26 protein-coding genes are annotated in these 25,235 nt (G+C 62.2%); 11 read left to right on the top strand and 15 right to left on the bottom strand.

What is annotated here, in order from left to right; translation table 11 throughout:
* Positions 1-44 precede the first annotated feature (44 nt).
* Together BMZ46_RS26120 and BMZ46_RS26125 are read right to left on the bottom strand one after the other, a co-directional pair.
* Positions 45-491 carry a hypothetical protein gene (locus BMZ46_RS26120; RefSeq protein ID WP_039771767.1) on the bottom strand — a complete coding sequence of 149 codons (447 nt, stop codon included), beginning with the start codon at positions 489-491 and terminating at the stop codon, positions 45-47.
* Positions 488-916: a DUF4160 domain-containing protein gene (locus BMZ46_RS26125; RefSeq protein WP_074691513.1), complete on the bottom strand. Its 429-nt coding sequence runs from the start codon at positions 914-916 to the stop codon at positions 488-490. Before BMZ46_RS26125 ends, BMZ46_RS26120 begins: the two co-directional genes overlap by 4 nt.
* Positions 917-1,120: 204 nt before the next feature.
* On the opposite strand from BMZ46_RS26125, the gene BMZ46_RS26130 reads away from it, so the two are divergent.
* From BMZ46_RS26130 to BMZ46_RS26140, 3 genes are all read left to right on the top strand, one after another.
* Complete coding sequence (locus tag BMZ46_RS26130) at positions 1,121-2,032, top strand: LysR family transcriptional regulator (RefSeq protein WP_039771770.1); 912 nt, start codon at positions 1,121-1,123, stop codon at positions 2,030-2,032.
* Positions 2,033-2,172: 140 nt separating this feature from the next.
* A complete protein-coding gene (gene aroQ, locus BMZ46_RS26135) occupies positions 2,173-2,622 on the top strand; it encodes a type II 3-dehydroquinate dehydratase (RefSeq protein ID WP_039771771.1) in 450 nt (149 codons plus the stop codon).
* Positions 2,619-3,473 carry a shikimate dehydrogenase gene (locus tag BMZ46_RS26140; RefSeq protein WP_074691515.1) on the top strand — a complete coding sequence of 285 codons (855 nt, stop codon included), beginning with the start codon at positions 2,619-2,621 and terminating at the stop codon, positions 3,471-3,473. Before aroQ ends, BMZ46_RS26140 begins: the two co-directional genes overlap by 4 nt.
* A gap of 33 nt (positions 3,474-3,506) precedes the next feature.
* Here the strand turns inward: BMZ46_RS26140 and BMZ46_RS26145 are convergent, their stop codons facing one another.
* Positions 3,507-4,184: a TetR/AcrR family transcriptional regulator gene (locus BMZ46_RS26145; protein ID WP_074691517.1), complete on the bottom strand. Its 678-nt coding sequence runs from the start codon at positions 4,182-4,184 to the stop codon at positions 3,507-3,509.
* Between the two features lie 102 nt (positions 4,185-4,286).
* Positions 4,287-6,188, bottom strand: a complete 1,902-nt coding sequence (gene quiC / locus BMZ46_RS26150; RefSeq protein ID WP_039771774.1) for a 3-dehydroshikimate dehydratase QuiC — start codon at positions 6,186-6,188, stop codon at positions 4,287-4,289.
* 273 nt (positions 6,189-6,461) lie between these two features.
* On the opposite strand from quiC, the gene BMZ46_RS26155 reads away from it, so the two are divergent.
* Complete coding sequence (locus tag BMZ46_RS26155) at positions 6,462-7,799, top strand: MFS transporter (RefSeq protein WP_064599596.1); 1,338 nt, start codon at positions 6,462-6,464, stop codon at positions 7,797-7,799.
* Between the two features lie 59 nt (positions 7,800-7,858).
* On the opposite strand, the gene BMZ46_RS26160 is transcribed toward BMZ46_RS26155, so the two are convergent.
* From BMZ46_RS26160 to BMZ46_RS26175, 4 genes are all read right to left on the bottom strand, one after another.
* Entirely contained in the window at positions 7,859-8,737 is an 879-nt protein-coding gene (locus tag BMZ46_RS26160) for a DMT family transporter (protein ID WP_039771776.1), read from the bottom strand.
* Positions 8,738-8,803: 66 nt separating this feature from the next.
* Entirely contained in the window at positions 8,804-9,619 is an 816-nt protein-coding gene (locus BMZ46_RS26165) for a sugar phosphate isomerase/epimerase family protein (RefSeq protein WP_074691519.1), read from the bottom strand.
* A gap of 2 nt (positions 9,620-9,621) precedes the next feature.
* A complete protein-coding gene (locus tag BMZ46_RS26170; protein ID WP_074691521.1) occupies positions 9,622-10,683 on the bottom strand; it encodes a Gfo/Idh/MocA family protein in 1,062 nt (353 codons plus the stop codon).
* Positions 10,684-10,799: 116 nt separating this feature from the next.
* The gene (locus BMZ46_RS26175) at positions 10,800-11,576 is read right to left on the bottom strand and encodes an IclR family transcriptional regulator (RefSeq protein ID WP_039771781.1); all 777 of its coding nucleotides are present in this window, start codon (positions 11,574-11,576) and stop codon (positions 10,800-10,802) included.
* Between the two features lie 177 nt (positions 11,577-11,753).
* Between BMZ46_RS26175 and BMZ46_RS26180 the strand changes: the two genes are divergently transcribed.
* The 4 genes from BMZ46_RS26180 (at position 11,754) to BMZ46_RS26195 (ending at position 16,339) form a co-directional block, all read left to right on the top strand.
* Positions 11,754-13,490: an FAD-dependent oxidoreductase gene (locus tag BMZ46_RS26180; RefSeq protein ID WP_074691523.1), complete on the top strand. Its 1,737-nt coding sequence runs from the start codon at positions 11,754-11,756 to the stop codon at positions 13,488-13,490.
* Positions 13,474-14,307 (top strand): aldo/keto reductase, encoded by an 834-nt coding sequence (locus tag BMZ46_RS26185; RefSeq protein ID WP_074691525.1) that lies wholly within the window; start codon positions 13,474-13,476, stop codon positions 14,305-14,307. The genes BMZ46_RS26180 and BMZ46_RS26185 overlap by 17 nt, the downstream gene beginning before the upstream one ends.
* 190 nt (positions 14,308-14,497) lie before the next feature.
* Entirely contained in the window at positions 14,498-15,385 is an 888-nt protein-coding gene (locus tag BMZ46_RS26190) for a KPN_02809 family neutral zinc metallopeptidase (protein ID WP_074691527.1), read from the top strand.
* Complete coding sequence (locus tag BMZ46_RS26195; RefSeq protein ID WP_074691529.1) at positions 15,386-16,339, top strand: alpha/beta fold hydrolase; 954 nt, start codon at positions 15,386-15,388, stop codon at positions 16,337-16,339.
* Positions 16,340-16,366: 27 nt separating this feature from the next.
* Here BMZ46_RS26195 and BMZ46_RS26200 read toward each other — a convergent pair whose 3' ends face one another.
* The 3 genes from BMZ46_RS26200 to BMZ46_RS26210 all read right to left on the bottom strand — a co-directional run bounded on the left by BMZ46_RS26200 (position 16,367) and on the right by BMZ46_RS26210 (position 18,502).
* Positions 16,367-16,960: an HAD family hydrolase gene (locus BMZ46_RS26200; protein ID WP_074691531.1), complete on the bottom strand. Its 594-nt coding sequence runs from the start codon at positions 16,958-16,960 to the stop codon at positions 16,367-16,369.
* On the bottom strand, positions 16,957-17,826 hold the full coding sequence (gene tesB, locus BMZ46_RS26205; protein ID WP_039771793.1) for an acyl-CoA thioesterase II: 870 nt from the start codon (positions 17,824-17,826) through the stop codon (positions 16,957-16,959). The genes BMZ46_RS26200 and tesB overlap by 4 nt, the downstream gene beginning before the upstream one ends.
* A 106-nt stretch (positions 17,827-17,932) precedes the next feature.
* Positions 17,933-18,502: a GNAT family N-acetyltransferase gene (locus BMZ46_RS26210; protein ID WP_074691533.1), complete on the bottom strand. Its 570-nt coding sequence runs from the start codon at positions 18,500-18,502 to the stop codon at positions 17,933-17,935.
* Positions 18,503-18,584: 82 nt separating this feature from the next.
* On the opposite strand from BMZ46_RS26210, the gene BMZ46_RS26215 reads away from it, so the two are divergent.
* Positions 18,585-19,505, top strand: coding sequence for a histone deacetylase family protein (locus tag BMZ46_RS26215; RefSeq protein WP_074691535.1), 921 nt, complete (start codon positions 18,585-18,587; stop codon positions 19,503-19,505).
* A 175-nt stretch (positions 19,506-19,680) separates the two neighbouring features.
* A complete protein-coding gene (locus BMZ46_RS26220; RefSeq protein ID WP_074691537.1) occupies positions 19,681-20,940 on the top strand; it encodes a TIGR03862 family flavoprotein in 1,260 nt (419 codons plus the stop codon).
* A 51-nt stretch (positions 20,941-20,991) separates the two neighbouring features.
* Here the strand turns inward: BMZ46_RS26220 and BMZ46_RS26225 are convergent, their stop codons facing one another.
* Complete coding sequence (locus tag BMZ46_RS26225; RefSeq protein ID WP_007958742.1) at positions 20,992-22,332, bottom strand: RNA helicase RhlE1; 1,341 nt, start codon at positions 22,330-22,332, stop codon at positions 20,992-20,994.
* 53 nt (positions 22,333-22,385) lie between these two features.
* Complete coding sequence (gene yedA, locus BMZ46_RS26230; protein WP_074691539.1) at positions 22,386-23,324, bottom strand: drug/metabolite exporter YedA; 939 nt, start codon at positions 23,322-23,324, stop codon at positions 22,386-22,388.
* 163 nt (positions 23,325-23,487) lie between these two features.
* Here yedA and BMZ46_RS26235 point away from each other — a divergent pair, with 163 nt between their 5' ends.
* A complete protein-coding gene (locus BMZ46_RS26235; protein ID WP_039771800.1) occupies positions 23,488-23,940 on the top strand; it encodes an Lrp/AsnC family transcriptional regulator in 453 nt (150 codons plus the stop codon).
* 97 nt (positions 23,941-24,037) lie between these two features.
* Here BMZ46_RS26235 and BMZ46_RS26240 read toward each other — a convergent pair whose 3' ends face one another.
* Both BMZ46_RS26240 and BMZ46_RS26245 read right to left on the bottom strand, forming a co-directional pair.
* On the bottom strand, positions 24,038-24,643 hold the full coding sequence (locus BMZ46_RS26240; RefSeq protein WP_074691541.1) for a 3'-5' exonuclease: 606 nt from the start codon (positions 24,641-24,643) through the stop codon (positions 24,038-24,040).
* Between the two features lie 17 nt (positions 24,644-24,660).
* On the bottom strand, positions 24,661-25,140 hold the full coding sequence (locus BMZ46_RS26245; protein ID WP_007958730.1) for an NYN domain-containing protein: 480 nt from the start codon (positions 25,138-25,140) through the stop codon (positions 24,661-24,663).
* Positions 25,141-25,235 lie beyond the last annotated feature (95 nt).

Here is a 25,235-nt window from a genome sequence, read left to right on the forward strand (position 1 = left end):
AGATACAAGAAAGCCGTCCTGAGCGACGGCTTTTTTGTGCCTGTTCATGGCACGGGATCGATCTTGCGCGGGCGCCCGCCCTTCCTGCCGTTGGCCCGGGCAGCTTCGGCTTTCGCGGTGCTGCTCTGGCGGCCATTGCGAGAGGCGATCACCGAGGCAGCCATGGCCATCAAAGGTTGACTGGCCGAGATCATGCCGGCGATGGAAACCTGCAGATCCTTGCCGTCGTGGCAGAGCGCTGTGCCGGCAAAGCCAACGTTCAATCCAGTGAAGTCTTCCGGTTCGAAATCATCGAATTCGCGGTAGAGATTCACTGGGAGCAGCACGCCGCTGTCGTCCTCGAAGTGAATCACCAGGCAGGGTTTCTGAAAGGCCACCGACACGGCTTGAAGGCTGCTGCGTCGGCGCAGCCCTCCCCGCTCAACAGCTTCATCGAGACGCTTTTCTGTTACCGGTCGATCAGCATGCAAACCGGCTTTTACTGTTTTCATAGTTCGATCTCCACACCTTCCCGAGCACCAACCAGGGCCAGCAGGGTTTTGTTTTCTTCTGGTTCGTAATACGCCGATCCGATTCTGAAGGTTGCTCCGGTGACTGCGCGCATGACGGCCACTTCGTTCGAGTCCCCGTCCCACCATTGATTATCGAGACACGCCGTCTGCAAACGAGTCCACCAGATTCGACGGGCCCGCCGCAGATGAACAGTTTCACGCAGCGATTGACGCAGCCCCTCAAGCACTGCAATCGGTGGCCGACGCGACAGGGGCACCACATCCCATAACTCCACGCCGTTGTGCCAGAAGCTGAATTTGAAACGGGCACTCCATGCACCTGAATCAACGTGCGCATGGGGCGGACAATGTTCGTCTCGCAGCATGATCACCACCGACAATCCCTTGTAACTGCACACTTTCATGCTAACCCATCCGTTAGGTTAAAGAATTTCGAAAACTGCCATTCCTTGACAATTCCGACCATCGGCATTGCTGCCTCAAATGGTCATTACGTTTTCGAGCCTAGTGCGGGATTCAGGAAAGCCCCGCGCAAAATGGTAAGCAGTTCTTTCGCAGCGGCCACGCATTTGCTACATACGAAGACTCCTTCCCCGGCGTAATCAATCATGCAGAGACACTTCGACGATCTTCAGCTGGGCAGCATCGAGCTGTTTTGCCTGGCCGCCGAGTGCGGCAGTTTCACCGGCGCGGCGCAGGCGGCTTCGGTGACGCCGGCAGCGGTGAGCCGCTCGGTATCCCGCATGGAGGAACGGCTGGGCGTACGGTTGTTTGCGCGCACTACCCGCAGCGTGAAACTGACCGACAGCGGCCGTCGCTACTACGAAGAATGCAGCCAGGCGCTGGCGCAACTGGTCGAGGCGCAACGGGAAGTCATGGGCCAGCAGCAGGAACCGTCCGGCACCCTGCGTATCAGTATTCCTACAACCTACGCCCATCACCGGATCCTGCCGCTGTTGCCCGCGTTTCGTGCGCGCTTCCCGCAGGTGAAGGTCGACATGCACATCAGCAACCGCAACATCGACTTCGTCGGCGAGGGTTACGACATGGCGATCCGCGTGCGGGCAATCCCCGACTCCGGCCTGATCGCCCGCCATCTGGAGGACGCAGCGCTGGTGATGGTCGCCAGCCCCGACTACCTCAAACGCGCCGGCACGCCGCAGACCCTCGAAGACCTCGAACAACACGAGTGTATTCAGTACGAATTGCCCAGCAGCGGGCGGCGGATCACTTGGCTGTTCTATGAGGAAGACGCGCCACGGGAAATCCTCGCCGAGGGCAACTTCTGCTGCTCCGATGACGTGCTCGGTGGCGTGACCCTGGCCAAACATGGCGCCGGGTTGTTCCAGACCTATCGCTTCATTGTCGAAAAGGAACTGGCCGACGGCTCGTTGGTGGAAGTGCTCCAGCCCTACAGCGGACGCTCGCGACCGTTCACCTTGTTGTACCCGCAGAATCGCCACATGCCGCTGCGCGTCAGGGCTTTCATCGATTTTCTGGTCGAGCAGTTGCCGCAGTGATTTCACCTGTGTGCGATCACCGCACACAAAACCGGGCTGCCGATGCAGAGCAATTGATTAAAGTAACCATCTAGTACAATTTAACTCCACAGGTCGAAACCCTCGGCCCAAGCCAAAAACAATAAGTGGAGTTTGCCCCCATGCCCCCTATCGTTCTGGTGCTCAACGGCCCGAACCTGAACCTGCTCGGCACCCGTGAACCGGCGACCTACGGTCACGAAACCCTGGCCGACATCTCTGCCCTGTGCGGGCGCGCCGCCGAAGAATTCGGCCTGGCCGTGGAGTTTCGCCAGACTAACCACGAGGGCGAATTGCTCGACTGGATTCACGGCGCCCGTCAGCGCTGCGCCGGCATCGTGATCAATCCGGCCGCCTGGACTCACACGTCGGTCGCGATCCGCGACGCTCTGGTCGCCAGCGAATTGCCGGTGATCGAAGTACACCTGTCCAACGTCCACGCCCGCGAGCCGTTCCGTCATCACTCGTTCGTCTCGGCCATCGCCACCGCCGTGATGTGCGGCTTCGGCAGCCACGGCTATCGCCTGGCCCTGGAACATTTCAGCCAGCGGCTGAAGGGGCGAACCGCATGAACCGCAACAACGTGATACTCGCCGGGCTGATCGGCGCCGGCATTCAGGCTTCCCGCACTCCGGCGCTGCATGAACACGAAGGCGACGAACAGGGCCTGCGCTACTTGTACCGGCTGATCGACCTCGATCAACTGCAACTGGACAGCAGCGCCCTGCCCGATCTGTTGCAGGCCGCCGAACGCATGAATTACACCGGCCTGAACATCACCTTCCCGTGCAAGCAGGCAATCATCCCGCTGCTCGATGAATTGTCCCCGGAAGCCCGAGGCATCGGCGCCGTGAACACGGTAGTACTGAAAGACGGTAAACGCGTCGGCCACAACACCGATTGCCTGGGTTTTGCCGAAGGTTTTCGTCGCGGCCTGCCAGACGTCGCCCGCGAACGTGTGGTCCAGATGGGCGCTGGTGGCGCCGGTGCGGCAGTCGCCCACGCCTTGTTGAGCGAAGGCGTACGGCAACTGAGCATTTTTGATGTGGACGTGGAGCGCGCCGAAAGCCTGGCCAACAACCTCAATCAGCATTTCGGTGCCGGTCGGGCCGTGGCCGGACATGATCTGGGGAGCACGCTGAGTCAGGCCGATGGTCTGGTAAACACTACGCCGATGGGTATGGCCAAATTGCCCGGCATGCCCGTGCCGGCGGCGCTGCTGCGGCCCGAGTTGTGGGTGGCGGAGATTGTGTATTTCCCGCTGGAAACCGAACTCCTGCGCAACGCCCGCGCCCTGGGTTGCCGAACCCTGGATGGCGGCAACATGGCGGTGTTTCAGGCAGTGAAGGCGTTTGAGCTGTTCAGCGGCAAGGTGCCGGATGCGCAGCGAATGCTCGCGCATTTTCAAAGCATGAACGGATAAAACCGTGAGGGGGCCTGGCCCCCTCGACTTCGGTCACGCCTGCAAGTAGCGCAGCACCGACTCGCAAATCATCTCGCGATGACGTTGCTTGATGCTTTCGTCCGGCAGGTCGATCTGGAAGATCTCTCCGAAGGTATGGCGGTTCGATACACGGTAGAAGCAGAACGAACTGATCAACAGATGCACGTCCAGCGCGTCGAGCCCGGCGCGGAACACCCCTTCTTCAGCACCCCGACGCAGAATCTCGCCCAGGGAATCGAGGATGGTGTTGTTCATCGCCTTGATCGCGTCGGAACGCTTCACATACTCGGCGTTGTGGATGTTTTCGATGCTGACGATCCGCACGAAATCGACGTTGCGATCGTGGTGATCGAAAGTGAATTCCACCAGACGCCGGATCGCTTCCACTGGCGGCAATTCAGCCAGGTGCAGGCGGTTCTCGGTGTTGCGGATATCGCCGTAGAGCTTCTCCAGCACCTCGACGTACAACTGCTCCTTGCTGCCGAAGTAGTAATAGATCATGCGCTTGGAGGTGTGGATGCGCTCGGCGATCGCATCGACGCGGGCGCCGGACAGCCCCTGCTGGACGAACTCGACGATCGCCTCCTGCAGGATATTCTCGCGGGTCTTTTCCGGGTTGTTCTTGCGACTTTTGCGCGGCTCTACCGCGGGTAGAACGGGAGCTGCGGGAAGTTCTGAAGTCATTGTCATTGCGGGCTCACGGCCATCACTGCACAGGCTGGCGATTATGGGCCGCGCGATCCAGTGAAGGAAGCCGCGCGACCGGTGTTTAATCCCGCGTTTACGAATTTCCTACAACTTGGCCTGGCGAACGGCGCCACTGCGTGATTTGGCCATCGCCGCCAGCCGCACCGCGACGTTGGCCGCGCCATAACCGGCGTAACCGTTCTTGCGCTGGATGATCTCGAAGAAGAAGCGCCCCTCGAATGGCTCGGTATAGACGTGAAACAACTCGCCGCCCTGCGCATCGCGGTCGTACAGCACGTTGTAGTACGCCAGTTCGCTGAGGAATTCGTCATCGAAATCGAAACGCGCCGCCAGGTCGTCGTAATAGTTCAGCGGGATGTCCAGCAGCGGCACGCCCGCCTCTTTCGCCCGGCTGACTTCGGCGAAGATATCGTCGCAATCGAAGGCGATGTGATGCACCCCGGAACCGCGATAACTCGACAGCGCGTGTGAGATCGCGGTGTTGCGGTTCTCGGAAATGTTCAGCGGCAGACGGATCGAGCTGTCGCGACTGCGCAGGGCGCGGCTCTTCACCAGCCCGTACGGATCCGGCAGCACCACTTCGTCATCAGCCTCGAAATCCAGCAGGCTCTTGTAGAACAACACCCAACTGTCGAGGCTGTCCGCCGGCAACGCCATAGCCATGTGATCGATGCGCTTGAGACCACCGCCCGCCACTGCATTTGGCAGCAGATTGAAGTCGGTGCCGTAGACATCCGCCTCCTGATCCACCAGATAAATCAGGCTGCCGTCCGGCGCACGCACCGCCGCCAGTTCCAGTTCATTGGGGCCGACCAGTCCGCGATACGGCTGACCTTTATAGGCGACGGCGCGGGCCAGCGCACTGGCGCTGTCCTTGACCCGCACGGCGGTGGCGCACAGCGACGGGCCGTGGGCCTCGAAAAAACTGTGGCCGAACGAATAGGGTTCAGAGTTGAGGATCAGGTTGATATCACCCTGACGCAACAGGCTGACACTCTTGGAGCGATGCTGTCCGGCCTTGACGAAACCCAGCCGCTCCAGCCAGTTCGACAGCTTGGCGCCGAGGCTTTCATCCACAGCGAACTCAAGAAACTCGATGCCGTTGTATTCGCTGGCCTTCGGCGTTTCGAAGAGGATGTCGCGGTTATCCACAGGACGGATTTCCTGCTCCAGACGCTGGCGGGTTTTCTCCTCCAGATACAGCAGCGAACGCAGACCGTCGGCGGCATTGGCCCGAGGCGGCGCGGCGCGGAAGCCGTCGTTGAAGATTTCCAGCGACAGCGGCCCGGTGTAGCCGCTCTGGATGATCGGCGCGAGGAAGCCCGGCAGATCGAATTCGCCCTGCCCCGGGAAGCAGCGGAAATGCCGGCTCCACTCCAGCACGTCCATCGCCAGGATCGGCGCGTCGGCCATCTGCACGAAGAAAATCTTGTCGCCGGGAATCTCGGCAATCGCCCGTGGATCGCCCTTGAGCGACAAGGTGTGGAAGCTGTCGAGCAACACGCCGAGGGCCGGGTGATCGGCCTGACGCACGATGTCCCAGACCTGTTGATAAGTGTTCACATGACGGCCCCAGGCCAGCGCCTCATAACCGATGCGCAGGCCACGGGCACCAGCGCGCTCGGCCAGCAGGCGCAGGTCGTCGATGAGGATCTGTTGATCGCCGAGGCTGTCGGGGGAGGCGTTGCTGCAGACCAGCACCAGGTCGGTGCCCAGTTCCTGCATCAGGTCGAACTTGCGCTCGGCCCGCTCCAGATTGCGCTCCAAGCGATCGCGGCGGCAGCCTTCGAAATCGCGGAACGGCTGGAACAGGGTGATGGCAATCCCGAGGTCGGCGCACATCTGCCGGATTTCCCGGGGGCTGCCGTCGTAATACAGAAGATCGTTCTCGAAAATCTCCACCCCGTCGAACCCGGCGGCGGCAATGGCTTCGAGTTTTTCCGGCAGGGTTCCGCTCAAGGAGACGGTGGCAATGGATCGCTGCATGTTTCAACTCCCGGTGGAGACGTCGGCTACGGAAATTGCGCCGCTTTTATAGGGTGAGCGAATTATTGGTCCCGGTTTTTCATTGAGCAATTTAAACTGTACTACCCGGTTAGTTTTGCGTGCGATTATCGAACAGAATGCCGGTTTGGCGAATTGACGATTTTTCGTCCACTGCCCAACATCCGTCTCACCTTGAGTCCGGAACTGAACCACCGGTCGCAGCGTGCACAAGAAAAGCACACCAAATAACAAATCCAAAAACGGGTGGAACACATGATTCCTTCACAGACTTCCCGCATGGCTCCGGCCATGAGCACTGCCACGGGTGGCATCGGCGACAAGATCCGCGGCGCCATGGCCGTCGGCAAGACCCGTTGGGGCATGCTGGCGCTGGTGTTTTTCGCCACCACCCTCAATTACATCGACCGCGCCGCCCTCGGCGTCATGCAGCCGATCCTCGCCAAGGAAATGAGCTGGACGGCGATGGACTACGCCAACATCAACTTCTGGTTTCAGGTCGGCTACGCGATCGGTTTCGTGCTGCAAGGACGGCTGATCGATCGGGTCGGCGTCAAGCGCGTGTTCTTCTGCGCGGTCCTGCTCTGGAGCCTGGCCACCGGCGCCCACGGTCTGGCGACCTCGGCGGTGGGCTTCATGGTCTGCCGATTCATCCTCGGTCTGACTGAAGCGGCCAACTACCCGGCCTGCGTGAAGACCACGCGCCTGTGGTTCCCGGCCGGCGAGCGCGCCGTGGCCACCGGCATCTTCAACGCCGGCACCAACGTCGGCGCGATGTTCACCCCGATGCTGCTGCCGCTGATCCTTCACGTGTGGGGCTGGCAGGCTGCGTTCCTGTGCATGTCGGCACTGGGCGGGATCTGGCTGCTGTTCTGGGGCCTGAAGTATTTCAACCCGGAAGATCACCCAAACGTTAAGCAGTCGGAGCTGGAATACATCCAGAAAGAAGTCGAACCGGAACAGGCCCGCGTGCCGTTCTCGAAAATCCTGCGGATGCGCGGCACCTGGGCCTTCGCCCTCGCCTACTCGCTGACCGCGCCGGTGTTCTGGTTCTACCTGTACTGGCTGCCGCCGTTTCTCAATCAGCAATACAACCTGGGCATCAACGTCACCCAGATGGGCATTCCGCTGATCATCATCTACGTCACCGCTGACTTCGGCAGCGTGGGCGGCGGGATTCTGTCTTCGTTCCTGATCGGTCGCGGCATGAACTCGATCAAGGCACGGCTGCTGTCGATGTTCCTGTTCGCCTGCTGCATCATCGGCGTGGTCATGGCCGCCGGCTCCGCCAACCTGTGGATCGCGGTTGCCGCCATCTCTCTGGCCATCGGCGCGCATCAGGCCTGGACAGCGAACATCTGGAGCCTGGTGATGGACTACACGCCCAAGCACATGATGAGCACGGTGTTCGGTTTCGGCGGCATGTGCGCGGCGATCGGCGGGATGTTCATGACCCAGATCGTCGGCCACATCCTGACCGTCACCAACAACAACTACACCGTGCTGTTCACCCTGATCCCGGCGATGTACTTCATCGCGCTGACCTGGATGTACTTCATGGCACCGCGCAAGATTCCTACCGTCACTGAGTAACCTTTCAATACTGAATAACCTTCCTGCACCGACCGGCCTGATTTCAGGCCGGTTTGCTTTCAGCGCCGGCTCTGCTGCCACGCTGCCGCCAGCCCGCTGCAACAGATCACTGCAATCCCGATCACCGTCATCAGGGTCGGTGTGTGAGCAAACAGCAACCAGCCCAACAACCCCGCGAACACGATCTGGCAATAGCCGAACGGCGCCAGCAGTGCTGGTGCGGCATGGCGGAAAGCCTGGGTCAGAAACAGGTGCGCGGTCATTCCGCAACTGCCCAGCGCCAGCATCAACAACGCATGCCCCAGGCTCGGCACCTGCCAGAAGAACGGCACCAGCGCACTCATCACCAGCGTGTTGCACAGCCCGGCGAAAAAGTTGCTGGTGGTCGGGCTGTCGACTTCCGCGAGCTTGCGGGTGAGCAGCTGATAGAAGCAGAAAAACAGCGCCGAACAGAATGGCAGGAGAATCGCCGGGGTGAACAGGTCACCGCCCGGATGGACGATGATCAGCACCCCGATGAACCCGCACACCACCGCGATCCACTGACCGCGCGTCACCCGCTCCTTGAGCAGCGGCACCGACAGCGCCGTCACCAGCACCGGCGCAAGAAAGTTGACCGCCGTGGCCTCGGCCAGCGGGATGTACAGCAACGCCGTGGTGAAAAACAGGCTGGTCCCCAACAGGCACAACGCCCGCGCCAACTGCCACAACGGGCGTTTGGTGCGCAGCACCCGCAGCCCGGACTGCGGCAGGAAAATCCCGGCCATCAGCAGCGTGTGCACCAGATACCGCGCCCACACCACCATGACGATCGGATAAAAACCCGAGAGGTATTTCGACAGCGCGTCGTGACTGGAGAAAAGGAAGGTTGCCACGACAATCAGCAAGATCCCCTTGAAGGGTTGGTTGACGCCGGAAAGCGGAGTGCTGACGGTCATGGGCTCTCTCTGAATGAAAAATAAACGGTGACGAGGTCGCGTGCGCCCTCGCCCCTTGAAGCAGACTTAAAGCCGGGCCAACAATTCCCGTGTCCGGTCGATCGCCATTTGCGCCCGCTGCAAGCCACTCACGCCCTGCTCCAGCAATTTGACCGTGGGAATTTCCAGACTCAGGGGAAGGTTAGCCGGAAGACTGTGCAACAAGCCGATCAGGTCACAATCGCCCTCGCCGGGAAACCGTCGCTCATTGCGGGCCTGACGCAAGATCTCGGCCATGTCCGTCGGCCTCGGCCCGGCAACATCGCACAACTGTGCGTAGCGCAGCCGCGAGGCCGGCACGCCGGCCAGCTCCTCCAGCCGCGACCCGGAACGGTCGAAGTGAAACGCATCGACGAGCACCGCACCGTTTTCGCGCCCGGCCTTGGCGACGATGCGCAACGCCTGCTCAAGATTGCGTGCATCGGTCCAGGGCATGAACTCCAGATGCGGATGCAAACCGTAGGGCGCCGCCAGATCGCACAGTGCCGCGAAATTATCGGTGAGCCGCTGTTCGTCGGGATCGTTACCGGCGACCAGCAATTCACTGGCACCGAACTCCGCGCCAACGCTGAGCAGTGGCTCGAAATCCGCCACCACTGTCTGCGGCTTCAATCGCAGGATTTCCACGTCGAGCACGCCGATTCCGGTGTCACGCAAACGCGCCAGTGTCTGACGCCGCAAATCGCCATCGGCTACCAGCGGAAAGTGATATTCCTCGGGCGTCGCCGGCTCCAGACGCAGGCCGACATGGCTGTAACCGGCACGGGCCGCGACCTCGACCATCTCGGGTGGCGACAACTCCAGCACGGTCAGGCTGGCCAGGGACAGAATTCGTTCGTTCATGTTCAGGCCTCGATCTGCGCGGGTTCGGTGGCGCGACCGCTGGCCGCCGCTTCACGGATGGCCTCGACCAGCGCCAGCGTGCGGGCGGCGTCGGCGGCACTCACCAATGGTTCGACTTCCCGCTGTACCACGCGGACGAAATGCTGCAACTGCAACCGCAGGGCTTCGTCAGGCGTGAACGGTTCATCGACCGCCAGCAACGGCTCATGCCAACCGGCGTCCATCTGATCGGCGCGGTAATGCCAGCGCTTGAGTTGCGGAATACTCAAGGCCCCGGCTGTTCCCGCCAGCAAGTAACAAGGTTGATCGGCCTGACGTGGATAGACCGGGTTCTCACCAGAGTTCAACTCCCAGCTCCATGGAGCCGCCACCGCATCGGAACCGGTCAGCGTGCCCAGCGCTCCACCGGCAAATTGCAGCAGGATCGCCGCGCTGTCTTCATTGGCGAAACCGCGCACCGAATGGTCGGTGATCGCCTGCACCGAACGCACTTCACCACACAGGTGACGCAGCAGATCGAGGTCGTGAATCAGATTGGTCAACAGCATTCCGGCACCTGCCTCGCGCCGCCACACCGTTTCGAAATACTGGTCGGGCTTGCGCAGCTGGAACAACGCAGTCACCAGCGTCAGCCGTCCCAACGCCCCACCCTTGACCAGCTCATGGGCTCGCACGACCAACGGATTGTGCCGCCGATGATGGCCGACCAGCACCGGCACACCGCTGCGCTTCACCGCTACCGCCAGTTCCCGCGCCTCATCCAGATGCACGCCCACCGGTTTTTCCAGCAACACCGGAACGCCAGCGGCCAGGCAATCCAGCGCGGTGCTGACGTGCTGATCATTCGGATTGGCGACGATCACTGCATCAGGCCGATTCTGCTCCAGCATCTGACGGTGATCGGCGAAATGCGCCACACCCCACTCCGCCGCCAGGGCCCGTGCCTGAGGGCCGGGATCGGCCACGGCGCATACCGTGGCCTCAGTGAGATTCTTCAGGTGCCGGTAATGTTGCTGGCCCATGTTGCCGGCGCCGATCAGGGCGATTCGAAGGGGCGGGTTCAAGGTGCGATCCTCTTGTGATTGTTGTAGGAAAACTCACTCCATCAACAATTTAGAACCCGGTTCCAGATTCTCACACCCACTCGGTTGAAAAGTGGGCGAACAGCGCACAGCTTTGCTTAAACGAACAACTCCGAGGCCAGGCTGGCCGCCGACAGCTCCTCGGTAAACGTCAGCAGTAACGGCGCCAGTTCATGCAAGCGCGCCGCCGACATCCGTGCGCTTGGCCCAGCAATGCTGAGCACGCCAATCACCCGACCATCGGCGGGATGTTTCACCACGGCAGCAATCGCCGAAGTGCCGACCGCCGAGCTTTCTTCCACACAGGCATAGCCCTGTTCCCGGGCCACGCGCAGGCGTTCGAGCAGTTCAATATTGGAGCGCGGCGCATTGGGCCCGATATCCGCCGGCACCTCCGCGCCCTGGCGCTCGACCAGCGACAACGCCTCGGCGTCGCTCATGCACGCCAGCCACGCATGGCCCGACGCGGTGTAGAACAGCGGCGCGTCGCGGCCCATGTCCGGGTCGTAACGCAGACCGCTACGAGCGCCCTGGGCCTTGGCGATCCAGGTCTGGCGCTCGCCGTCGATCACCCCGAGGCGTACCAACTCACCGGTTTCCTGGGCCAGGCGATCAAGCACCGGCTGCACGATGTCGGCACCGCTGCTCGACAGGTATTGAAAGCCCATCGCCACCAGTTTGGTCGACAGGTGATAACGCAACGTCTCCGGGTTCTGCCGCACATAACCCAAGCGGATCAGCTCGGCGAGCAGGCGATGCGTCGCGCTCTTCGGAATGTCCAGTTGCTCGGCCAGGGTCTGCATCGGCAGCCCGCGCGGATCACTGGTGAGGCTTTCCAGCACGCTGAAAACCCGTTCGATTTGACTGCCGGCCATGGTGCGCTCTCGGTGAAATTTCGCCGATTCTAGAAGACATCCCGAGGAATGCGAAATCTGGAACCTGGCGTCCGATAACCGCCCACTTTGCGCGTCAGTCGGTTGATCTGCTTCGCCAGCACTGGTTATTTTCTGGAACCTGATTCTAAAAATAATTGATTGCTGGAGCGTTTCCTGATGCCTGCCCTTCCCGATATCCACTGCGACGTTCTGGTGGTCGGCTCCGGCGCCGCCGGTTTGTCGGCCGCCGTCACCGCCGCCTGGCATGGCTTGAAGGTCATCGTGGTGGAAAAGGATCCGGTGTTCGGCGGCGCCACCGCGTGGTCCGGCGGCTGGGCGTGGGTGCCGTGCAATCCGCTGGCCCGGCGCGCCGGGATCGTGGAAGACGTGGAATTGCCGCGCACCTATCTGCGCCACGAACTCGGCGAGCACTACGACCCGGCCATGATCGACGCCTTCCTTGAAGCCGGCCCGCGCATGGTGGCGTTCTTCGAACAACACACCGCCCTGCAATTCGCCGACGGCAACGCCATCGCCGACATCCACGGCGAAACACCGGGCGCCGGCACCGGCGGACGCTCGGTGATTGCCGCTCCCTACGACGGACGAAAGGTCGGGCGCCTGCTCAAGCGTCTTCGCACAACGATGCGGGAAACATCGTTCATGGGCATGCCGATCATGGCCGGCGCGGACCTGTCGGCGTTTCTCAATCTGACTCGCTCGTTGTCGGCGGCCTGGCACGTGACCCGGCGTTTCACTCGCCACCTGCTGGACCTGGTGCTGCACGGCCGAGCGATGCAACTGGTCAACGGCGTGGCGCTGGTGGCGCGGCTGGCGAAATCCGCCGAAGACCTCGGCGTGCTGCTGTGGGAATCGGCGCCAGTGACGGAACTGCTGCGCGACGAATCACGCATCACCGGCGCTCGCGTGAACACCACAAAAGGCCCGATCACTGTCCATGCCCGCAAAGCCGTGGTGCTCGCCGCTGGCGGGTTTGCCAACGACATCGAGCGACGCAAGGCCTTGTTCCCTCGCACGCCCAGCGGTCATGAACATTGGGCACTGCCTCCGCTGGCAGTCAATGGCGACGGTCTGCGACTGGGCGAAACCGCTGGGGGCCGGGTCAACACCGATGTGGCCTCGCCCGTGGCGTGGGCGCCGGTCTCGCAGGTGCCACATTCCGACGGCAGCATCGGCCATTTCCCACACATCATCGAGCGCGGCAAACCGGGCGTCATCGGCGTGCTGCGCAACGGCCAGCGCTTCGTCAACGAAGCCAACGGCTATTACGACTATGTCAGCGCCATGGTCGCCGCGGCCCCTGAAGGCGAAGAAGTCGCGTCCTGGCTGATCTGCACCCGCGCGTTCCAGCGGCGTTACGGGCTAGGCATGTCTCGGCCGTTTCCGGTGCCGGTGTCAGGTTTTATCCGCAGCGGCTATCTGAAAACCGGCGATACCCTTGAGGAATTGGCCACTGCATGCGGCATCGATCCGAACGGATTACGCGCCACTCTCCATGAATACAACGACCATGCCCGGCACGGCGAAGACCCGCTGTTCGGTCGCGGCTCGACCCCGTACAACCGCAAACAGGGCGATCCCGCGCAACAGCCCAACCCGTGCGTGGCGCCCATCGAACAAGGCCCGTTCTACGCGGTGAAGGTGCAGCCGGGCTGCTTCGGCACCTTCGCCGGGCTCAAGGTCAACCCGCATGCGCAAGTGCTCGACGCCGAAGACAGGCCCATCGCCGGGCTCTACGCCGCCGGTGGCGACATGGCCAGCATCATGGGCGGGCATTATCCGGCGGGCGGGATCAACCTCGGCCCGGCCCTGACTTTCGGTTACATCGCAGCCCGGCACATGGCGGGCGTCACGGCTTTCGAACAGGAGATCGACCATGCAGCACATCGTTAACAGACAAGGACTGAACCTGCCAAAACTCGGCCTCGGCACCTGGCCGATGCTCGGCGACGAATGCACCCGCGCCGTGGAGCAAGCCCTGGAACTCGGTTACCGCCACATCGACACGGCAGCGGCCTACAACAACGAAGACGCAGTCGGACAGGCGCTGGCAAATACGCCGACACCCCGCGAGCAGATTCACGTCACCACCAAGGTCTGGTGGGACCAGTTGCAACCGAACGCCATGCGTCAATCGCTGGATCGCAGCCTCAAGGCCTTGCGCAGCGAGTACGTCGACCTGTTCATGATCCATTGGCCGAGCACTGACTGGGACCTGCCGCGCACCCTTGAAACCCTCGCATCCTTCAAGGAACAGGGGCTGGCTCGCAACATCGGCGTGGCGAATTTTCCGCTGCCGCTGCTGCGCAAAGTCGTCGAGGAATACGGTATTCCTCTGTCAGCCATTCAGGTCGAGTACCACGTCCTGCTCGGACAAAACGCCCTGCTCGACTACGCCCGTCAACACGATCTGGCGCTGACAGCCTACACGCCGCTGGCACGCAACAAGGTCTCGGAGATTCCTCAGATTCAGCAGATCGCCGAAAAGCACGGCGTGCTGCCCACTCAAGTGGCGCTGAAGTGGCTGCTGGATCAGGACAACGTCGCGGCGATTCCCAAGGCCAGCAGCAAGACCAATCAACTGGCCAACCTGGCCTCGCTGAATGTCAAACTGGATGACGACGACCGGGCGCTGATCGCCGCGCTGCCCAAGCGCGAACGTCAGGTCAGCCCGGACTTCGCGCCGGTGTGGGATGCCTTCGACCGCTGATACCTGACCCGGCGAAAGAAATCCTTCGGCGGATTGAATTCCCGGCGCTCGCGCTCGTCAATAACAGGCCCGACCTCGTCACCCCGAGGCCGGGCCTTTGTGCGTGTGTGCGAATAGACGGACGACCGGACTGGCGCCACACTCACACACCAGCAACACTCATCACCACCTACAGATAGAGGATTCCCACATGCTATGGAAAAAAGGCCGACGCAGTGACAACGTCGTCGATGCCCGTGGCGATGATATGGGCGGTGGTGGCGGCATGCGCTTCGGCGGTGGCAAGGGGCTGAGCCTCGGGGCGATCCTGCTGATCGTCGGCATCGGCTGGATCACCGGACAGGACCCGCTGCAGATCCTGGGCCAGCTCACCGGGCAGATGACCGAACAATCGGCCCCCACTTCGCAAACCCGTCAGGCACCGCCGGCCAACGATGAACAGGCCGAATTCGTGCGTTCGATCCTCGGTGACACCGAAGACACCTGGGGCGCGATCTTCCAGCAGGCCGGCCGGCAATATAAGGACCCGACCCTGGTGCTGTTCAGCAACCGGGTCAACTCCGCCTGCGGTCTGGCGACCTCGGCCACCGGCCCGTTCTATTGCCCGGCAGACCAGAAGGTCTATCTGGACATGGCGTTCTTCCAGGAAATGGCCCAGCGTTTCAAGGCCGCCGGCGACTTCGCCCAGGCCTACGTGATCGCTCACGAAGTCGGACACCATGTACAGACGCTTCTCGGCGTCTCGGCGAAAATTCAGACAGCCCGTCAGCAAGGCCGGCAGATGGAAGGCGACGGCGGTCTGCTGGTGCGTCAGGAACTGCAAGCCGACTGCCTGGCCGGCGTCTGGGCCTACAACGCCCAGAAGCGCCTGAACTGGCTGGAACCGGGCGACATCGAAGAAGCCTTGAACGCGGCGAACGCCATCGGTGATGATCGCCTGCAACAACAGGGTCAGGGCCGTGTGGTGCCGGACTCGTTTACCCACGGTACGTCGGCGCAAAGGGTGCGCTGGTTCAAAACCGGATTCGTCCAGGGCCAGGTCGGCCAGTGCGATACCTTTGCGGCGAAAAACCTGTAAATGCATAAATGGCTGTTGGCTTTACTGTTCATCGGCGGCACCGCCCAAGCGGCCGGCGTCGACGCAATCAGTCCCGGGCGCCTGCAATTGCAGGCCGGCGAAATGGCGGTGGGCATCGGCCCGGCGCCGGCGAAAATCGAGCGCGTGCTGATCGTCATTCATGGCCGTCTGCGCAACGCCGAGACCTATCGAAAAAGCGGCGAAGTCGCGGCGGAACTGGCCGGGCAAACCGCCAACACCCTGGTGATCGCCCCGCAGTTTCTCAACGAAAGCGATGTGGCGCTCTACTCGTTACCCGCCAGCGTGCTGCGCTGGCAAGGCAACGACTGGATGGGCGGCGGGTTGTCCACAGGGCCGAACCCGCTGAGTTCCTACGCCGCACTGGACGAAATCGTCGGGCGGCTGAGCGATCGCAAGCAGTTTCCAGACGTGAAGCAGATCGTGATCTTCGGCCACTCCGGCGGCGCGCAGGTGGTGCAGCGTTACGCGCTGCTGGCCCAGGAACAACCGGCGCTCAAGACCGAAGGCATTCGCTTGCGTTATGTGGTGGCCAACCCGTCGTCGTACGCCTATTTCAATGAGCAACGCCCGGTGGCCTTCGATCATGCCAAGTGTCCGGGTTTCAACCGCTGGAAGTACGGTCTGGTGGACCCGCCGATCTACGCGGGTGGGCAAACGCCCGCGCAGCTCGAAGGCCGTTACGTCAAACGCGAGGTGATTTATCTGCTGGGCCAGCAGGACACCGACCCGCAACACCCGGCGCTGGACAAGAGCTGCGCCGCCAAAGCCCAGGGGGCTTATCGACTGGAACGCGGGAAGCTTTTTTTCGGGTACTTGCTGCGTCGTCACCCTGAAGGGATCAATCAGCGCCTGATCGAAGTGCCCGGGGTCGGTCATAACGGCGACGGCATGCTGACCTCGCCGGAAGGCCAGAAAGCACTGTTCGAGCAATAAAAAACGGGGGTCCAAGCCCCCGTTTTTTTAGGCGAACAGCATTCGCCGCAACTCCACACAATCCTTCGCATGCCAGTCGGTCAGCTCCGGCCACGGATTATCCGGCAGGTTCACCAGCACCGTGTGCGTGCCCGCCGCCCGGCCGCAATCAAGATCAAACCGGTAATCACCGACCATCACCATCTCGCTCGCCGGCACTTGCCAGGCCTCGGCCAGTTTCAGCAAACCGCCCGGATGCGGTTTTGGCTGTGCTTCATCGCGGCCCAGCACATCCTCCACCGCGAAGCAGTCAGCCAGGCCGATGGCCTCCAGCGTCACGTGGGCCAGCTCCCGCGCATTGCGGGTCAGGATGCCGAGGCGATAGCCCCGGGCGTGCAGGTCGCGCACCAGCTCCACCGCGCCGACTGCCGGGGTCGAGCCGAGCGCCAGATCTCGCTCATGCTCCAGCAGCCACGCATGTTTCGCCGCCGCTTCCTCGGCGGGCAATGCCGCGAGGTGGGTGAGGATGTCGTCCTCCGGTGGGATCGACAGCGCCACGCGAATCGCCGCGAAGTCATGCACGGCGACGGTCAGGGTGCCGTCCATGTCGAACACCCAGTGCCGCACTTCCGCCAGACTCATGCCCAGTCCTTGCGATGACGGATCAGGCCTTCCTGGGTCACCGACGCCACCAGTTGACCGGCGCGGTTGAACACGCTGCCACGGGAGAATCCGCGAGAGTTGCCGGCCCACGGACTGTCCATGGCGTAAAGCAACCAGTCATCGGCGCGCAAGTCATTGTGGAACCACAGCGCGTGGTCGAGGCTGGCGACCTGCATGTCTTTCTGCCAGACCGATTTGCCGTGCGGCAGCATCGAGGTAGTCAGCAGACCGAAGTCCGAGGCGTAGGCCAGCAGGTATTTGTGCAGTGCCGGGATATCGGCCAACGCACCGTCGGCGCGGAACCACACGTACTTGATCGGGTCCGCCGGTTGCGGGTTGTACGGGTCTTTTTCAGTGACCGGGCGCACTTCGATCGGCTTCGGGCACAGCAGCTTTTCGCGCATGTGTTCCGGGATCAGGTGCGCGCGTTGCTGGGTCAGTTCCAGCTCCGACGGCAGGTTTTCCGGGCCGACAACCTGCGGCATCTGGCTCTGGTGTTCGAAGCCTTCTTCGTCGTACTGAAACGACGCGCTGCAAGTGAAAATCGGGTGGCCCTTCTGGATCGCGGTCACGCGGCGGGTGCTGAAACTGCCGCCGTCGCGCACGCGGTCAACCGAGTAGACCACCGGCAACTTGGCATCGCCCGGACGCAGGAAATAACCGTGCATCGAATGCACATGGCGCGCTTCTTCAACGGTCTGACTGGCCGCCGACAGCGACTGGCCGAGCACCTGGCCGCCGAACAACTGGCGAAAGCCCAGATCCTGACTGCGACCACGGAACAGGTTTTCCTCGATCGGTTCGAGGGTCAGCAGATCCACCAGATCTTCCAACACTTGGCTCATTCAGACTCTCCTCACACAACGCTATGCCGCGCAGTCCTGGCTGCGACGGCCAATTCAGATTCTGGCGCGAGCCACTGATCGCGCCATTGTAAACGTCCGTGTCGGCTTAGCCATGCAGGGTCTGCAGCCATTGCTCCCGGGTGATGCGGTACAACACATGTCGACGCAACGGATGGTCGACCGCCAGTTTCGGGTGATCAAAATCGTCGGCTGGATCGTGATGCATGCCGATCGCCTGCATCACTTTTTCCGACGGCAGATTGCTCTGCGCGGTGAAGGACACGATCTCCTTCAGGGACAAACGGTCAAAGCCGCAGCGCAGTGCAGTCCACGCCGCTTCGCTGGCATAACCCAGGCCCCAATGTTCCTTGGCCAGCCGCCAGCCGATTTCCACCGCCGGGGTGAACGGCGCATCGAAGCCGACTACGCCGAGCCCGGTAAAACCGATGAACTCGCCACTGTCCTTGCGCTCCAGCGCCCACAGGCCGTAACCGTGCTCGGCAAAATGCCCGCGCACCCGACCGATCAGCGCGGCGCTTTCCAGCCGGCTCAAGGGCGCGGGGAAGTAGCGCATCACCTGCGGATCGGCGCACATCGCCGCGAACGCCGGCAAATCCTCGTCCTGCCATTGGCGCATCAGCAGCCTTGCGCTTTGCAGCTCCAGTATCGGTTCCATCCCGCCCCTCCGCTTGATGCCGTCAGTCTACATCGCTGTTAGGCTTTGCACTCTTTCCTGCAGCCTTTATGAATAGTCCACCATGCCGTTGCCGCTGATCTACCACGAAGACTACAGCCCGGAATTTCCGGCGGATCACCGCTTCCCCATGGACAAGTTCCGCCTGCTGCGCGATCACCTGGTGGACAGCGGCCTGACCCGCGACGAAGACCTGCTGCGCCCCGAGCTGTGCCCTGCCGACATTCTCGCCCTGGCCCATGACCGCGGTTATATCGAACGCTACATGAGCGGCGAGTTGTCCCGCGAAGACCAGCGGCGCCTCGGTCTGCCGTGGAACGAAGCGCTGGCGCGACGCACCGTGCGGGCGGTCGGCGGTTCGATTCTGGCAGCGGAAAAAGCGCTGGAACATGGCCTGGCCTGTCACCTGGCCGGCGGCACCCATCACGCCCACTACGACTACCCCGCCGGCTTCTGCATCTTCAATGACCTGGCGATCATCAGCCACTACCTGCTGCAAAGCGGCCGAGTGAACCGGGTGCTGATCTTCGACTGCGACGTGCATCAGGGCGACGGCACTGCGCGGATTCTGCACAACACCCCGGAAGCGATCACCGTTTCCCTGCACTGCGAAAAGAACTTTCCTGCACGCAAGGCCGAAAGCGACTGGGACATTCCGCTGCCCAACGGCATGGGCGACGCCGACTACTTGAAGGTTGTCGATGACGCGCTCAACTATCTGCTGCCGCTGTATCAGCCGGATCTGGTGCTGTACGACGCCGGCGTCGACGTGCACAAGGACGACGCCCTCGGTTATCTGCAACTGACCGACGAAGGCCTCGCCGCCCGCGACGAAAGCGTGATGCGCCACTGCCTGGGCCGCGACATCCCGGTGGTCGGGGTGATCGGCGGCGGTTACAGCAAGGATCGCCACGCCCTCGCCCGCCGCCACGGCATCCTGCATCACAGTGCGCAGCGCGTCTGGCAGTCATCGGGTTGTCATTGAGTTGTGCTGCGTTACCCACAATGGCTGTGGAACGGCCTGTGGATAACCTGAGCGAAAGGGACTACAGCTCATGCTGAACATGGCCTGCAGCGCGCTGGTTGTTTTTTGATCAGGTCTGACGATGGCCGCTGCTGCTAGAATGCGCGGCTTATTCCGCCACGCTATTGCCGCTGCCATGACCCAGACTTCCGCCGCCCTTCCCGCTCACGTCGCCATCATCGGCGGTGGCCCCGCCGGCCTGATGGCCGCCGAAGTGCTGAGCCAGGCCGGAGTCCGGGTCGATCTGTACGACGGAATGCCCTCGGTAGGCCGCAAGTTCCTGCTGGCCGGGGTCGGCGGCATGAACATCACCCATTCCGAAGCCTGGCCGGCCTTCCTCTCGCGCTACGCCGAACGCGCCCCGAACATCGCCCCGCTGCTGCGCGCGTTCGACGCCGACGCACTGTGCCGCTGGATTCACGAGTTGGGCATCGAAACCTTTATCGGCAGCTCCGGCCGGGTGTTCCCCACCGACATGAAAGCCGCGCCATTGCTGCGCGCCTGGCTCAAGCGCCTGCGCGACAGCGGCGTGGTTATCCACACCCGCCACCGCTGGCTCGGCTGGGACGAAAACGGCGCGCTGCGCATCGACAGCCCCGATGGCGAGAAAACCCTTTCCCCCGACGCCACCCTGCTCGCCCTCGGCGGCGGCAGTTGGTCGCGACTGGGCTCCGACGGCGCGTGGATGCTGCCGCTGGAACAACGCGGTGTAGGACTGGCGCCGTTGCAGCCGAGCAATTGCGGCTTCGAGGTGCAGGCCTGGAGCGAATTGATGGTCAGCAAATTCGCCGGCGCGCCGCTGAAAAATATCGCCATTGGTTTGAATGACGACGTTCCGCGTTTGGGTGAATGCGTGATTACCGCAACCGGCATCGAGGGCAGTTTGATCTACGCGCTGTCGGCGCCGATTCGTGAGGCGATCAATGTGCACGGTGCGGCGACCATTCACATCGACCTGCTGCCCGGCCGTCCTGTGGATAAATTGCAGGCGGCACTGAGCAAACCACGGGGTTCGCGCTCGATGGCCAAGCATCTGCACAGTCAGGTCGGGATTGATGGGTTGAAAGCGGCGCTATTGCGAGAGCTCACTGATGCGACGACGTTTGCTGATCCGGCACTGTTGGCTGGAGCGATCAAGGCCTTGCCGCTGACGCTGGTGAAAACCCGACCACTGGATGAAGCGATCAGCAGTGCCGGTGGCGTGACGTTTGAGGCGATGGATGAGCGGATGATGCTCAAGGCGTTGCCGGGGGTGTTTTGTGCGGGGGAGATGCTGGATTGGGAAGCGCCGACTGGGGGTTATCTACTGACGGCGTGTTTTGCCAGCGGCCGGGCGGCCGGAGCTGGAATGCTGAAGTGGCTCAACAACAGCGGCAAGCTACAAGCCAAAAGCTAACGACAAACCGCCCTTAACTCGTAGCTTGCAGCTTGAAACTCGCCGCTGCCCTTATGGCTTACGCTTACGCGGCCCGGTATTGAACACCGGCACCTTACGCACAGGCTTGATCGAAGGCTCCGGCGCCTGAGTCTCGCCGCTGTCCACCCACTTGCCCAGATTGCGCTTGCCACCGCCACCACCGGAAGCCTTGGGCTTTTTCGGTTTCTTCGGCTTCTTGATCACCTGCCCGCTGGCATCGGTGTCCGGCACACGGTGCTCGGGCACGAAATCCGGCTCAACCTCGCGCTTCAACGTGCTGCGGGTCAGCATTTCAATCGCCGACAACATGTTCACTTCATCAGCGCACACCAGCGAAATCGCCTCACCGGTCGAACCCGCGCGGCCAGTCCGGCCGATGCGGTGAATGTAATCCTCGGCAACGATCGGCAGATCGAAGTTGACCACCAGCGGCAGGTCTTCGATATCCAGACCACGGGCCGCCACGTCGGTGGCCACCAGAATCTGCACTTCGCTCAGCTTGAAACGGTCCAGCGCCCGCTGCCGGGTCGCTTGCGGCTTGTCGCCGTGGATGCCGTCGGCGTTCACGCCCAGGCCCTGGAGCTTCTCGACCAGCGCGTCCACACCATTACGGGTCTTGGCGAACACCAGCACCTGCTTCCACTTGTTCTTGCGCATCAGGTGCACGAATAGTTCCGGCTTGCGCTTCTTGTCCACCGTCACCACCCACTGCTTGACGGTGTTGGCGGCGACGTTGCGCGGGCTGACTTCGATGCTCTGCGGATCGTTGAGCATCTGCCCGGCCAGCAGGCGGATGTCATCGGAGAAGGTCGCGGAGAACAGCAGCGTCTGCCGCTTCTTCGGCAGCGCGCGATAAATGTTCGCCAGCTCTTCGGAAAAGCCCAGGTCGAGCATGCGGTCGGCTTCGTCCAGCACCAGAGTTTGCAGCTGGTTGAACTTCAGCGCGTTCTGGCGGAACAGGTCGAGCAGACGGCCCGGGGTCGCGACCAGCAGATCGACGCCGCCGCGCAGCTTCATCATCTGCGGGTTGATGCTGACGCCGCCGTACACCGCGTAAGTGCGCAATGGCAGGTTTTCGGCGTACTGGCGCACGGCCTCGTGGACTTGCTCGGCCAGCTCGCGGGTCGGCACCAGAATCAGCGCACGCACCGAGTTGGCGGTGACTTTCGGCCCTTCCATCGCCAGCAGTTGCAGCAGCGGCAAAGCGAAACCGGCGGTCTTGCCGGTGCCGGTCTGGGCCGCAGCCATCAGGTCGCGACCGGCCAGCACGGCCGGAATGGCTTGCGCCTGCACCGGCGTCGGGGTCTGGTAGCCGAGCTTCTCAAGGGAGCGCAGCAAGGGTTCGATCAGGCCAAGGGTGGCGAAAGTCATGGGAGTACCGTAGGAAAAATCAGAGCAAAGTGTGCGATGGCGCGCAGTTTACCCTAATTCGCACGCTGCTCCGTCGCTATGGCAGCCGGCTCGCTGACCACCGGCAGCTGCCGTGGACGGCGCCACTGTGGCAGACCGATCAGCACCACAGCGCCGATGATCACCAGCATCGCCAGCGCCTCTTCGATCCCGATGGTCTCGCCGACAAACACGATCCCCAACAACACCGCCACCGCCGGGTTCACATAGGCATAACTGGTGGCAGCCGCCGGGCGAACGTTTTTCAACAGATACATGTAAGCGTTGAAGGCGATGATCGAGCCGAAGAAGATCAGGTACGCCAGCGCCAGCCAGCCTTCCAGCGGCGGCATGGCCTGCAGGTGTTCACCGCTGGCCGCGCTGCCGATCAGCAACACCGCCCCACCGACCAGCATTTCCACGGCACTGGCCATTGCGCCCTGAGGCAGCGGCAAGTGTTTGCTCCACACCGAACCGAACGCCCAGCTCGCTGCCGCGAAAATCAGCAACGCCGCGCCCAGTGGACTCGATTGCAGGTTGGAGCCCATGTTGAGCATCGCGATACCGATAATCCCCATCACCACCCCGGCCCACTCCAGGCGAGTGTTGCGCGCGCCCCAGAAATAACCGCAGAGCAAGGTAAACAGCGGCACCGTCGCTACCGCCAGCGCGGCAACACCCGACGCCACGCCGCTGTGCTCGGCCAAAGTCACCGCGCCGTTGCCGAAGCTGAGCAACAGAATCCCGATGATCCCCGCCGCCTTCCACTGCGCCCAGGTCGGCGCCGGTGCCCCGCGCCAGCGCAGGAACGCGTACATCAGCGTGCCGGCAATCACGAAGCGCACGCCACCGAGCATCAGCGGCGGCCAGTACTCGACGCCGATGCGGATCACCAGATAGGTCGATCCCCAAATCACGTACAACGCAAAAAACGCAGCGATCAAGGGCAAGGAAAAACGGCGCAAGGCAGACATGGGCAGCTCGAAAGTCAGACTCAGGGGATTGATTATTCTAGAAAGGCCAACCGCTAAAAATAAGTTACAAAACCTGTTTATAGCGCCGGTACACTTTTGAAAACACGGAGATCGACGGTCAAAACCGCGATTTCGAAAGTCTGGCATTTTCAGGAGTCCGACCTTGGACAAATACGACCGCATGCTGCTCAGCGCCCTGCTCGAAAACGGTCGCGCGTCCTACGCCGACCTCGCCCGCAAAGTGAACCTCTCCGCCCCCGCCGTCGCCGAACGCGTGGCCAAACTCGAGGCCAGCGGCGTCATCACCGGCTACTCGGCCAAAGTCGACATGGCCAAACTCGGCCTGCCGATCCAGTGCGTCATCGAACTGCGCCTGAACCAGCACGGCAACCCGAAGGTGTACGACGAACTGATCAGAATTCCGCAACTCACCGAATGCCACCGCGTCACCGGCGACCCGTGCGTGATCATGCAGGCAGCCGTGGGCTCGATGACCGAGCTGGAAGAGCTGATCAACCGGGTGGCGAAATTCGGGTTCAGCAAGACGTCGATCGTGTTATCGAGTGCGATAGAGAAGCGGGTGCCGTTGGGGCATATCGAAGGCAACGGCAAGTAACCTTCCCGTCCCGCTCGAGAGCTGGGACGCGGAGCGTCCCGGGCTGCATTCCCACGCGGAGCGTGGGAACGATCAAACGATCAACCGGGGCCGGAATTCAGCGATAACGCTCTAAGTGCTCGCCGACTTTAGCGGCCGGGACTTTCTGCAACTTGCACAGCAGGTCGTGCGATAGCTCGCGCACGCCGTGCTTGTCCCGCAACTCATCCGCCAGATGCGCCAGCAAATTCGCCGCCATCTCCGCATCCGCCATCGCCCGGTGCGCCTGGCCGGTATGCGGCAACTGGGCGAAGGTGGTGAGCGTACCGAGCTTGTGGTTCGGCGCCGCCGGCATCAGGCGGCGGGCCAGCAGCAGCGAGCAGGCAAAGTTCTGCAAACGGGTGCGTTTGATCCGGCCCAGTTCGAAGTCCCAGAACTTCTGGTCGAAGGCTGCGTTGTGTGCCAGCAGGGGCGTGCAGCCGACGAATTCGTTGACTTCGTTCATCACCTGTTCGGCCGAAGGCGCAGTGCGCAGCATGGCGTTGCTGATGCCGGTGAGTTGTTCGATGAAGGCCGGGACGCGGACGCCGGCGTTCATCAGGCTCTGGTAACGCTCGACGATGCGGCCGTTTTCCAGCATGACCACGGCGATTTCCGTGGCCCGGCAGCTGCTGCTCGGCGAGATGCCGGTGGTTTCAAAGTCGATGACTGCAATGCGTTCCAAACCGGGTTCAACTCCGTTCAATTCTTGAGCAACAGTGCGCCTTCGATCGGCACATAACGGCTGGCGGCACGGATCAGCGAGTTGGCGGTCAGGCCGGGAACACCGTAGGCCACCGCTTGCACGCCGTGCTTGTTGATGATGCGTTCGAGCAGCATGTCGAAGTCGCCATCACCGGAGGCCAGGACGATTTCGTCGACGTGGTCGGCGGCGTCCATGATGTCGAGGGTGATGCCCACGTCCCAGTCGCCCTTGGCCGAGCCGTCGCTGCGCTGGATGTAGGGTTTGAGTTTGACGGTGAAACCGAGGTTGCGCAGGATCTGCTGGAACTGCTGCTGTTTGCTGTCGCCCCGGTCGATCGCATAGGCGTAGGCCTCGACGATCTGCCCGTGCTGGCTGACATCCGCCCACAGCGCCGCGTAGTTGAAGTGGCAACCATAGGCCTGACGCACGGTGTAGTAGAGGTTCTGCACATCGGCGAACACTGCGATTTTTTTCACCGGAGTTCCTGTGAGCGCTGACGCGCATGAGCCGGATCAGGCACCTGGCCCGAAAAAGGCGCTCAGTATGCCAGCCCGAAGGAAGGTTCCGCGAA

Source organism: Pseudomonas sp. NFIX49, from assembly GCF_900115915.1.
Taxonomy (GTDB): domain Bacteria; phylum Pseudomonadota; class Gammaproteobacteria; order Pseudomonadales; family Pseudomonadaceae; genus Aquipseudomonas; species Aquipseudomonas pharyngis.